Annotated in this window: 9 protein-coding genes and 1 pseudogene; 2 read left to right on the top strand and 8 right to left on the bottom strand. The window is 27.8% G+C overall.

The genetic code is table 11. From position 1 onward, the window contains the following. The 3 genes and pseudogenes from BUB63_RS11770 to BUB63_RS11780 all read right to left on the bottom strand — a co-directional run. A pseudogene (locus BUB63_RS11770) lies at window positions 1-463 on the bottom strand (site-specific DNA-methyltransferase); the annotation flags it as partial. A gap of 13 nt (window positions 464-476) precedes the next feature. Beyond that, on the bottom strand, window positions 477-1,232 hold the full coding sequence (locus BUB63_RS11775; RefSeq protein WP_073249979.1) for a DUF4391 domain-containing protein: 756 nt from the start codon (window positions 1,230-1,232) through the stop codon (window positions 477-479). A gap of 4 nt (window positions 1,233-1,236) precedes the next feature. Next, window positions 1,237-4,473 (bottom strand): helicase-related protein, encoded by a 3,237-nt coding sequence (locus tag BUB63_RS11780; RefSeq protein WP_073249981.1) that lies wholly within the window; start codon window positions 4,471-4,473, stop codon window positions 1,237-1,239. Between the two features lie 234 nt (window positions 4,474-4,707). Here BUB63_RS11780 and BUB63_RS11785 point away from each other — a divergent pair, with 234 nt between their 5' ends. Continuing rightward, complete coding sequence (locus tag BUB63_RS11785; protein WP_073249983.1) at window positions 4,708-5,517, top strand: RecB family exonuclease; 810 nt, start codon at window positions 4,708-4,710, stop codon at window positions 5,515-5,517. Between the two features lie 326 nt (window positions 5,518-5,843). Here the strand turns inward: BUB63_RS11785 and BUB63_RS11790 are convergent, their stop codons facing one another. The 5 genes from BUB63_RS11790 to BUB63_RS11810 all read right to left on the bottom strand — a co-directional run bounded on the left by BUB63_RS11790 (window position 5,844) and on the right by BUB63_RS11810 (window position 11,560). Further along, window positions 5,844-6,125, bottom strand: a complete 282-nt coding sequence (locus tag BUB63_RS11790) for a P-loop domain-containing protein (RefSeq protein ID WP_073249985.1) — start codon at window positions 6,123-6,125, stop codon at window positions 5,844-5,846. Window positions 6,126-6,233: 108 nt separating this feature from the next. Continuing rightward, window positions 6,234-7,262, bottom strand: a complete 1,029-nt coding sequence (locus BUB63_RS11795) for an Rpn family recombination-promoting nuclease/putative transposase (RefSeq protein ID WP_073249987.1) — start codon at window positions 7,260-7,262, stop codon at window positions 6,234-6,236. A gap of 149 nt (window positions 7,263-7,411) precedes the next feature. After that, on the bottom strand, window positions 7,412-8,635 hold the full coding sequence (locus BUB63_RS11800) for an MFS transporter (RefSeq protein WP_073249989.1): 1,224 nt from the start codon (window positions 8,633-8,635) through the stop codon (window positions 7,412-7,414). 408 nt (window positions 8,636-9,043) lie between these two features. After that, complete coding sequence (locus BUB63_RS11805; protein WP_073249991.1) at window positions 9,044-10,303, bottom strand: PDZ domain-containing protein; 1,260 nt, start codon at window positions 10,301-10,303, stop codon at window positions 9,044-9,046. A gap of 60 nt (window positions 10,304-10,363) precedes the next feature. Continuing rightward, entirely contained in the window at window positions 10,364-11,560 is a 1,197-nt protein-coding gene (locus BUB63_RS11810) for a S41 family peptidase (protein WP_073249993.1), read from the bottom strand. Window positions 11,561-11,899: 339 nt separating this feature from the next. Here BUB63_RS11810 and BUB63_RS13460 point away from each other — a divergent pair. Next, window positions 11,900-12,062, top strand: a 163-nt coding sequence (locus BUB63_RS13460; RefSeq protein WP_200790275.1) for a transposase, incomplete at its 3' end; no start/stop codon positions are given.

Here is a 12,062-nt window from a genome sequence, read left to right on the forward strand (position 1 = left end):
CACTGGTTTCTGGGTTCGCTCTTGTAGTTTGTTTTGTTATTTCCTTATAGTTCTTTATATTATCCCTATAATCATCTTTATAAACAAAATCCTTTCCTGTATTGTATGGAGGGTCTATATATATCATTTTTATTTTTCCAAAATAAGATTTTTGAAGTAGTTTTAAAACTTCAAGGTTATCCCCTTCTATATACAAATTTTGAGTTTTATCAAAGTCCTTACTACTTTCTCCATCAGGCAAAAGCGTTCCAAGTGATGGTGTTTGTGCTATCTTTATTGCCTCTGTTTTTCCATTCCATGTAAACTCATATCTTTCATTTACCTTTTCTATGTTTTCACCTAAAAGCAACCTCAATCTTTCAAAGTCAACCTTGCCTTCCCTTATAACTTCAGGAAATATCTTTTGTAGTTCCTTTATGTTTTTCTCCTTTATATCCATACTGTATCCATCCATTTTATTCATCTTCTCCACCTCTTCATAGCTTTTGTTTTAATTCATCTATTTTACTTTTTATCTTTACAGCCTCCATGTTCAATTGTGCTTTCTTGTTAAATTGAGTTTCCTTTTTTATTTGTTTTGTTATTTTGGCAAGTTCATTATTTAATCTTTCATATTCTTCTATTAATTGTTTTCTAATTCTCCTTTTTTCCTCATCTTGTTCAATTTCATATTTACCTAACAAATTGCTTTTTTTGTATAAATAAACAGCTTCATCAATAAAACTATAAAAATCATAGAAATCACTAAATGGAAGATTATTTATTTTAATTGATTCTAAAAATTTTTTATCTACTTCATTTATTTTATCTATAGGAATAAACCCTGTTAAGTTAATTTCACCACAAATAGCCTTTTCTTTATCTAATTTATTTATTCTCTTGTGTGCTGTTGATATACAAATTTCATTTCCATATTCAAAAAATATTATAGTTGGATTAGGAAATGATTTTTGAAGTATTTGTGCTATTTTGTCAACATTGTTTATGTTTTTTAAATAAACCCTTAAAATTACAACTGCTTGATATATCTTATCCTCATCTTGATAAGAACTTATGTTTATAGTTTTTGAATTTAAAAGATACTCTATCTGCATTTTTTCAATTCCGTCAATAATAATTTTCTTTTCTACTGCTGAAATTTCTGCATTTTCATATAATGCCTTTTTATCAATTTTAGTACCTACTGATACAAGTCTATCCCTATAACCTAATAATTGAAATATATCCCCCATGTTATCACCTTATTACTAAAAATGTTATTATTTCAAAATCGTCTATATCTATTTTTGTGCTTCCTAATATGTTTTCCAAATTACCTATTTGGAATATACTTAAAGTTGTATATTCTTCAACCTTACCCTTTATATCTTCTGTTGCTTTTCTTAAAAGTTCATAATACTTGTCCATATTTTTACAGTATTTAGTATCTTTATTAAATTCATCAACTAATTCTTTATAGACTTCCTTTTTACCCAAACATAATGAACGATATATATCCAGTATTTTTTTTACATTTGTATGGGTATATAATATTTCTCCATCTTCTTTAACATATATTAAATAATATGGATAAAGAGGATTTTTAAGATTTTCATTATTTTCAACTTTATTTTGCTTTAAACAGAATATTACTCCTCTTTCAATCTCTTGCTCTAAATTAATATTCTCATTTTTAACAACTGCATAAATACCCTTGGGTGCATTTTCTATATCTTTATTATAAATTTCAAGATAATTTAATAAATCCATTCTAAAATCATCAAGTGTAAAATCGGTAAGTGAAATATTTCCTGATATATCTTCTAAGTCAATTACTTCGTTTTGAAGACTTAAAAGCTGTTTTCTTCTATATTCTAAATCCTTCATTTCATTTACTTTTTCATCTATTAAATTTTCTTCACCTGTTGCAGATACATCCATCATAACCATTCTTTCCTTTACTCTATCTATTAAGTTTATATATTCATCAAGTTCAATTGACGGCCAGAAATTAACAAGCTGTATCCTTTCATTTTTACTCCCTATTCTATCTATTCTACCAAACCTTTGTATTATTCTAACAGGATTCCAGTGTATATCATAATTTATAAGGAAGTCGCAGTCTTGAAGGTTTTGTCCCTCTGATATACAATCTGTTGCAATTAATATATCTATCTCTTCTTGAATATCCTTATATAATCTACTTCTTTCTTTAGATATTGGTGAAAAATTTAAAAGAATACTGTTAAAGTCTATTTTGTTTAATCTCATAGTAGTTTTAGGATTACCTGAACCTGTTACCAGTGCAGAATGAATATTAAACTTTTCTCTTGCCCATTTGTTTATGTTCTCATAAATATATTCTGCTGTATCTGCAAACGCTGTAAATACAATAACCTTTTTATTTCCTTCATTTATTGGATTATTTATTTTATCTTCTATTACACTTTTTAATCTTTGAAGCTTTTTATCCCTTTGCGGAGTAATCATATCCGCTTTTTTTAATAGTTCCTCTAATATTTGTTTGTCAAATAAAAGGTCCTGCCTCCACTTTATCAAATCCATATCGTGCAGTAAAATCTTTACATTATCTCCTACAAATAATTCTTCATATTCTTCACTTATCTCATTTATGTCATCAAAATTATATGTTACATTTTGATATCCTAAATCAATTTTATTTAATGTTGAATCTATATTTTCAATTATACTTCTTATAGTTTTTGAAAATGAATATACTGAGCTTTCCAAACGTTTAAACAAACTTGATTTCATTAAATAGATTAAACTATTTTCTCTATCTGTCTGCTTAAATACACTCTTTCCTCCTCTTACAACAGTATCGTACCTTTTGTTGTAATACTCTCTTCTATGAGGAAGTATATATTTCATTGGTGAATAGACAGATAGTTTAAGTCGTAAAATTTCGTTGTTTATTTTATCTATACTTGGAAATTGGTTTAAAACATCTACTTCTTCTTTAAAATTTATAGGTTTATTTCTTATAGGAAATTTACCTATCTCCTTTACATTATAATATTTCTCAATATGCTTTCTAGACCTTGCTATTGTCAATGTATCAAGTAGTTTAAAATAATCCCAATTTAGCATTTCAAGTAATCTTTCTGTAGTTCTTTCGTGTTCTTCTAAACTTGACCACTTGTTAAACTGAGATTGTGCCTTTTGAAGTGTTTTGTTTATGCTTTGAATGTTAGCTGTTTCTAAAAGTGCATCATCTTTTCCTTCTGTTATAAAGGCTATTTGATTTTTTAAATCCTGAAGTCTGTTATTTACAGGTGTAGCTGAAAGCATTAAAACCTTTGTTTTTATCCCTGATTTTATAATATCCCGCATTAATTTTTCATACCTTGTTTTTCTGTCATTTCTTGCTTCATTATTTCTAAAATTATGGGATTCATCTATTACAACTAAATCATAGTTACCCCAGTTTATGTATTCTAAATCTATATTCCCACTTTTACCTGTTTTTCTTGATAAGTCAGTATGATTTAATAAATCAAATGAAAATCTGTCCTCTAAAAGAATATTTCTTTTATCATTTTCTCTATAAATTGCCCAGTTATCCCTTAATTTTTTAGGAGTTAACACTAAAACTCTATAATTTTTTAATTCATAGTATTTTATTACTGCAAGTGCTTCAAATGTCTTTCCTAATCCTACACTATCAGCTATTATACATCCACCGTATGTTTCTATTTTATTTATTGCACCTAAAACTGCATCCTTTTGAAAATTGTATAGTTTTTTCCATATAAGTGTATCCTTAAACCCTGTCCTTGCTTGTATTTTTTCCATTCTTTCATTATCTTCAAGGAATTCTCTAAAAATATTGTATAGGGTTACAAAGTATATAAACTCTGGAGTATAATCTTTATATAAAAGCTCAACTTTATTTAATATTTCACCTTTTATATCCTTTAATAGTTTATTGTTATTCCATATCCCTTCAAACCACTTAATATAATCATTAACCTTATTTTCCTCTTCTAAAACAGCTGATATATGTGTATTTAAGGTGCCATTAACTCCTAATGCAGTTGTTGTAAATGGAACTCCGCCTATTATTACAACATTCTTATCATTTCTTGTAATGTGATATAAGCTCCCATCAATGTTACATTCTTTTATTGACTTTAATTCCACTTTCTTTTGAACCCATTTAGCAAATTCCCGTGCAATATATGGTGTATTTAACTTGTTTCTATATATGTATTCTTCTTCTGTACCAAACAACTTAGCCTCATTTATTTTTATCTTATCTTTTAGCAGTTTATTTTCAGCTTTAATAAATGCAGGTTGAGTAAATATAAATCTTAGATTATCTATTTTTTCAAGCTCATCCTTTAACTCATAATAAGCGTATATAGAAAAAAAAGCTGCCGCTATAGATAATTTTGAGTTTTCTTCAATGTTATTTTTCAACACATCTTTAACTAATCCATATTGTTTATTATCAATTATGTTATTCTTCATCCAAATCCCCACTTTTGTTTAAAATATTACAAATTTATAATAACATAATTAATTTTCTAATTAAATATTTTCTTGATAGTTATCCAAGTAATATTTGTAATTAAAACCATTTAATTATGTATGCTCCTTTAAGTAGCTCTTAAAAATATTCACAATTATGTATTTTTCATATTTATGAATATTTTTTACAATTCTACACACCCTAATATCAACAAAATTTTTGGAGGTGAGATTTTGCAAAATAAAATTTACTTAAGTGCATCCAGCATAAATATTTTTAAAACCTGTAAAAGAAGGTACAAGTACAAATATATCGATAAACTCAACAAAGATACAAAATTAGAGAGCAAATTTATATCCTTTGGTCAAAGTATTCATAAGGCTATCGCAGATTTTAATTCAATACAAAATAAAGAATTTAAAACACTACAAATACTACAAAATTTACTCAGAAAAAATTGGAATAGAGAGGGATATGAAGGTATAGATGAGGAAAGAGAATTTGGTTTAAAGGGACTTAAAATGCTTGAGGAATATTTTTATAATCCTCAAGATATAGCAACTGAAAATTTACTTATCGAAAATACTATAAAGGAATATAGGAACAACAACATTATTCTTATTGGTAAAATTGATAGAGCTATTATCAATTTAAATAATGAAATTGAAATTATCGACTATAAAACAGGTAACACAATAGAGTTTGGAGGTGATTTTGTTTTAGACCCTCAAATTGCAATCTATACAGAGCTTTTTAAAAACAATTTTAATAAAGTACCAGATTACGTCAGTTTTTATTACCTTGCCCATAACAAAAAGGTTCAAATAAAAATTGAGCCTCAACATATAAACCTTATATCTGAATTTTTAAATGACACAACAAATGACATAATCACAGAGAAAGAATTACCCTGTAATGTGTCTGAAAGCTGTGAATACACATGTGAGTTTTGTGATATATGTGATAAGTCTTATAACATTGATGAAAAACTACTTGATGAGCTGAAAACAAATATATTTAATACTAATCGAAAGTCAATATAAAGAAATTAAAACCACAATTACTTCCTTAAACCAAAAGTTAGACTCCCATTTAAATAATCATAAAGAACAAATAGAAAACTTTATACAAATCTACAGTAGCCAAACTGTTAAGACAACCTTAAACCTCAACAAAGAAATTAAAGATGAAATAGAGAAACTCATTGGTACCCGATATGAAATAAAGAAAAATGATTCTAAGCTTATTAATACTGCTCTTCTTATTGCATTAAGTACTATAAAGAATAAGATAAAGTAAGGGAACTTTGATAGTTCCCTTTGTTAATAACTGTTATTTCTATAAAGTAGGTATATACTTCTTAGTGTGTTTAGGAGACTGTAACATGTGGTGCTGTTCCATCAACAATTGCAATGTTTAAATCGTTTATTACTATGCCATCTAAAGAATCCATATCTGCAGAGCAGTAAACATAATCAACATCAAATCCCTTTAATTCAAGTTCATTTCCTATTTTATGCATAAAACTTGACTTACCACACCCAGGTCCACCCTTTATAATGTATATTTTATCCCTTCCCTTAAGTACATAATCAAAATAGGATACAAATCCTGCTGAAGTATTTGCGGAAGCAAAATATTTTTTGCCCATATAGTCCTCCAAATAATATTCTTCAATAAATTATTATATGAAAGGAGGCACCAATTGGTGCCTCCTTTCATATAATGTTTCTTATTTTTAATCAAATCAATTTATCCATTACTCAAAATACTTATATAATTCATCCATACTTGTAAAATCTAATGCATCATCAAAAAGCAACTCTAATGTAAATACATCTAAATTTTCTATTTTATTTTTTATATCTTGAGATATAATTCCATACTTCTTAGTAAGAAGTTTTATAATAGACTTAATTAAAGCTTCTTTTTTGCCTTCTTTAATACCCTTTTCTATTCCTTTTTCTATTCCCTTTTCTATTCCCTTCTCCATACCTTCTTGTCTAAATATATCTGCTAAAGTCATAATTTTCTCACTCCCTTCAATAAATGTTTTTTCAATCTCCTTAGCTATATTTTCAAAATCACTTCTTGTCATATCCTGATATGAACTGAATATGTATCTCATATATGTTTCAAAATATTGTATTCCTGTTTGTTTATCCTCAAGTTCTGATAAATATCTTGCAGCATTTATTATTGTTTTATATATTTTTAATACATCATCCGAAAATATATCTCTTAGTATTGACAAGATTATCCTTAGTTGTACTTGCCCCTTTATGTCTTCATCTTTATATCTGGATATATCAAACAATAAATATTCAAAATTAGGTATAAATTTTTTTACATTTTCATTTAAACTATTATACCCTTCTATAATCTCTGCTAAACTTGTTTTTATTGTCCATTTTTCTCTTCCATGGTATATTACAAGAGGTATTATTATTGGTAATTTACCTAATCCTTCATTTTTAATATTCATCTCCCATATCTCTACCATATATTTTAGAAGTTGTAGAGCTGTTTGTTTGCTTACATAACTTTTATGTTCAAAAAGAAAATAGATATATCCTTCATTATTGTTTATATTTACTTTAAAAAGCATATCTGAATATACTTCCTGTAGCTTTTCATTTATAAAACTATCTTTCTGTAATACAAGAGTATCTAAATCTATTATTGCAATTAGTTCCTGTGGAACATAATTTAATATAAAGTCCTTTGCAATTTCAATATTTGAAAATGTTTCTTTAAAAAATTTATCATGAGGATTTTGTATCTTCATCTATTTCACCTACTATGTTCTTTTCTTATTAATATATTATTATACTTTTTGTATATATTCAACTTGAATATAATAAGTGATTTAATAAAATTTATGTTTTTTATTATCTTGTTATTATGATTATCGAAAATAAATATTTCTGATGTTTCTCAAACAAGGCTCCTTCTCCTTGTAAAAAGTATAAAAAATCCTATAAACCCTATTATACCACTTATTATAAACACATTATTTGCACCAAAGTATTTTGCTAATGTCCCTGCATAGATACTTCCTAATGGTGTCAATCCTCCAAATACTAATGAATATACACTCATTATTCTTCCCCTCATATCATCAGGAGAATTGAACTGTAATATACTATTTGATGTTGTATTGAAAAGTATCATAAACAATCCTAATAAAATTAAAATCAAAATAGATAAATTATAGCTTTTTATAAACCCTATAACAATTAAAAAAACAGAAAGGCCAAAAGAACCACAAAGCTGGAAATATAGAGTTCTTTGTCTACTACCCCTCGTTGCTACAAAAATAGCTCCAATTAGAGCACCAAAACCTACAGATGACAGGAGTATTCCATATGCCTTTTCCTCCATCATTAAATAATCTTTTGTGTATATAGGAATTAATACATTAAAATTCATACAAAAGGTTGGTATTATCACAAGAGAAATCATAGTATAGAAAAGCTTTGGATTAGTTTTTATATATTTGAGACCCTCCTTAATTTCCTTCTTAGGATCTTTTATTTTTTCCCTTGATGGAATATCCTTCATTTTCATCATAAAAAGTCCTATTATAACTGCTATAAAACTTACTGCATTTAATAAAAAACACCATTTTACACCCAAATCTGCCATCACCTTTCCTGCAACAGCAGGCCCAATTAATCTTGCTGAATTGAAGGCAGCTGAATTTAAGGCTATGGCATTTAAAAGATGTTTTTTCCCTTCTACAAGCTCAACAACAAAGGATTGTCGTGTTGGATTATCAAGTGCTTGTACTGTTCCTACAAAAAATAATAATATTAATATAACAGGATAACTTAAAAGATTAAAATAAATTAATACAAAAAAAATCAATGCAATAATAAGAAGCATCAATTGTGTAAATATCAATATTTTTCTTTTAGGATAACGTTCTATAATAAGACCTGCAAATAATGAAAAAACAAATAAAGGTGTAAACTGAACTGCTGTCATAAGACCAGATAAAAATCCATCTCGTGTCATAGCATAAACCAGCCAATTTAATGCTGCATTCTGCATCCAAGTACCTATTAAAGAAATACATTGTCCAATCCAAAACAACTTATAATTGCGATGTGTAAATGCTGGAAAATATTCTCGTATAAAACTACCCAAATCCCTCATCCCCTCTATGTAAAATATAATTTCGTAATATTACTGTAACATTTTTAGTTAAAAGATGCTATCTAATTATTGAATAATAAAAAGCCCTACGAATTATATTCAATAGGGCCTGTGAACTCCCCCCACTTATAGAAGTGGTGGCTTCGTGGTCAATACTCAAAGCGGAGCAAGTTACCCCACGCTCAAAGGGCTGTTCCGTCCCCAGATATACCATTTACATGGCTAATTTTAGCTTGGTTTTCGCTGTAATAATTGTAGCATTTTTTATATATTTTCGCAACATTCATCACACACTTACAGAAGTGGGCGACTTCTGTTGCTGTTTATGTTAAATAAACCAATCTTAAAATTGTTTTAATTTTATCAAGTCTTCACAATTATTTTGTATTTTAATAATAAAAATTTGCACTAATCAAGATCCATAACAGGTATATATTCGTCCTCTTGAGGAATTGTTATTATTCCTAATGAACCAATTTCTGTCTGATAATTATAGTATTCGAGGCTTTTAACTTTACCATCTATCTTTACAACATCAATCCAAAGATATCTATCTGCCTCATCTAACACAACCTTTGCATCATAAAGAGTATTTACTCTTCTATTATTTATTGCAATTATCTTATCTCCTGTCTCAATTCCCATTTTTTCAGCTGGTGAGTTTGGAACCACATCTAATATTTTTATTCCATCGTATGTGTTTTCCCATAATGAATCTAATGTTTTCTCTTTTTTTCTGTTTAATACTATTATAAACTCGTGAAAAACAGGAGAAAATATTGCTGCAATGTATTTAAATACATATATCTTCATTGATAGAACTACTAAAACAAATAATGTTATGCTAAATATAAATAAATTTAATGATGATTCTTTTACTTTTTGTTTTGGAAGCCTACTTATTGTAAAGTCACCATATCCAAGAATAGCAAATAATGGTGTCAAAGAAAACACTGCATCTTGTAAATCTTTAGGCATTCCGTCTGGTCTAATAAGAGGCCACCAATCTGGTGTTGGTATAGTATCCCCACTAACTGGTGTTAAAGATAATAGAATCAATATCATAAGGGGTATTATCCAAAACCTTGTTAATAGAAAACCTCCAACTATTTTATTATTCTTCCTAAAGAACATTGGTACAGGAAATCTTGCACCATCAAAATACATAAGAATAGATTCAACAAGATGTAATAGTGCAACAAGAATTAGAATTGCCGTTACATCAATATTCAGGAAACTTCTTAATATTGGAATTTGACTTATATTAACTATACCTCTTACATTTAAAAAGTTTAAAATAAGGCTTAATAAACTTATTATACCTCCAGAATAGGATAAACATATAAAATGAGAATCAAATAACATAACTAATAGCAAAGATAATATTATTATAAAAATTGCACCTTCAAGTCTACCAAAGGTTATTCCAAATACAGTTATTAATATACTAACAAACATACCACTTAAAATTCCTGCAAGAAGTGAAGATGCCATCATTTCCATCTTCTTATACTTTACTACTCCATATACATCCTTCTGTATTGATTCTAATCGCTTATATTGAAAAAATAAAATGAAAAACATTATCCAAAATATGGGTTCAAATATGAAGGATAATACAACCTGTGCATAGTTTCTTATAGCTTCCCATATAAGTCTTAATATCATAAAAACCCTCCAAAACTTGATTAGATTTTTAGCCCCCAAGTATTCTTGGGGGCCAATAAATTATTGCTTACTTCTTAAAACTTCTATTGCCTTTTGTATTTGAATATCTTCTTTATAGCTTAATTCTCTTTCTTTATCCTTTTCTGGTAAATCTAATACTATGTGTGGCTCAATTCCCTTTCCTTGTATACATTCACCTGATGGAGTATAATATCTTGCAATTGTAACCTTTAAACCTTCTTTGTTAGGAAGAGGTATAATATCTTGCACCAATCCCTTTCCAAAGGTTCTTGTACCTATGATTACACCCGCTTTAAAATCACGAACAGCCCCAGTTAAAATTTCAGATGCACTTGCTGAACCTCCATCAACAAGAAGAACAAGAGGAACATTAAGCTTATTAGAATCAGATTTCCACTCTTCTCTTTTACCTTGATTATCAATTGTATAAACAATAGTTCCTTCTCCAAGTATTCTGTCTGCTATCTTTGTGCACTGATCTAAAAGTCCTCCTGGGTTACCTCTAAGGTCAATAATTAGACCCTTTATTCCTTGATTTAATAATTTATCTAATGCATTATTAAATGCTTCTGATGTATTTTCATCAAATGTAGTTATTCTAATGTATCCAATATTATTCTCAATAACATCACTTTTTACAGATTTTATAATAATTTTGGCTCTTGTAAGTTCAAAATTTATTGTTCCTTTTCCCTCTCTATATATAGTCAATTTAACCTTTGTTCCTTCTGGTCCCTTCATCATTGAAGTTGCCTTATCCAACTCATTTCCCGATACATCTTGATCGTTAACCTTTATAATTATGTCCCCCGATAATATACCTGCTTTATATGCTGGTGTATCTTCTATTGGTGCAACAACAACTATTTTCCCATCCTTATTACCAACATATAATCCAACACCTGCATAGGAACCTTGAGTGTGGGTTAAAAGGTCTTCAAATTCCTTTTTATTCATAAATACAGTATAGGGATCGCCTATTCCATCTACCATTCCCTTTACAGCACCCTCAACAAGTTTATTTTCATCAATCTTATCTACATATCTTTGTTCAAGTATTGATTTTATTGACATCATCTTTCCAAACTGCTTTACAAAATCATATTCCTGTTTACTTACAATTTTTTTACCACCTATAAAAGGAATAGGAACAAAAATAAGTATTGATGCTGTAATTAAATTAGTAATTAAAATTAAAGAAATCGCCTTTTTAATTGAAATCTGCCTCTTACTCATCAAGAACACCTCAAATCTATTAACTTATATTATATTTTATTTTGTACACTATTACATTATATCATTAATTTTATTTTTTTCCATTTATTTTATCTCAAATTTAATAAAATTTTACTTTTATGCTCAATCATATCCCTTCATTTTTCTCTTTATTACATTATAATCATTAAACCTGAATTATTCATGGAATTTATTTAAAAGAGTTCTATAGCCCATATTAACTTAATTTTTTACTAAACTGCATTTCACTTAAAAAGTGAAATAAAAACATGAAAAAGAGGGCCCAAATTTGTTATAATATAGTTGCTAAACAAATACCAAACAAAGGGAGGGTTCTCAATGTTTAGTTTATATGATATTTGTTTAGAAAGCAATAGTAAAATACGATTAAATTTTGATGGTGGTGACTTATCTTCTGATACAGGATTGTTATTGCTTAAAGAATTTACTCATAAAATTGGCTTCGAAAATGTAATAAAAAGTTTATTTAAAACAAATGATT

The sequence above is a fragment of the Caloramator proteoclasticus DSM 10124 genome, from assembly GCF_900129265.1.
GTDB lineage: Bacteria > Bacillota > Clostridia > Clostridiales > Caloramatoraceae > Thermobrachium > Thermobrachium proteoclasticum.

Excerpts from the sequence above, each read along its gene's own strand:
- BUB63_RS11775 (WP_073249979.1), bottom strand. The coding sequence starts at position 1,232 with ATGGGGGATATATTTCAATTATTAGGTTATAGGGATAGACTTGTATCA.
- BUB63_RS11790 (WP_073249985.1), bottom strand. The coding sequence starts at position 6,125 with ATGGGCAAAAAATATTTTGCTTCCGCAAATACTTCAGCAGGATTTGTA.
- BUB63_RS11805 (WP_073249991.1), bottom strand. The coding sequence starts at position 10,303 with ATGATATTAAGACTTATATGGGAAGCTATAAGAAACTATGCACAGGTT.
- BUB63_RS11780 (WP_073249981.1), bottom strand. The coding sequence starts at position 4,473 with ATGAAGAATAACATAATTGATAATAAACAATATGGATTAGTTAAAGAT.
- BUB63_RS11795 (WP_073249987.1), bottom strand. The coding sequence starts at position 7,262 with ATGAAGATACAAAATCCTCATGATAAATTTTTTAAAGAAACATTTTCA.
- BUB63_RS11800 (WP_073249989.1), bottom strand. The coding sequence starts at position 8,635 with ATGAGGGATTTGGGTAGTTTTATACGAGAATATTTTCCAGCATTTACA.
- BUB63_RS11810 (WP_073249993.1), bottom strand. The coding sequence starts at position 11,560 with ATGAGTAAGAGGCAGATTTCAATTAAAAAGGCGATTTCTTTAATTTTA.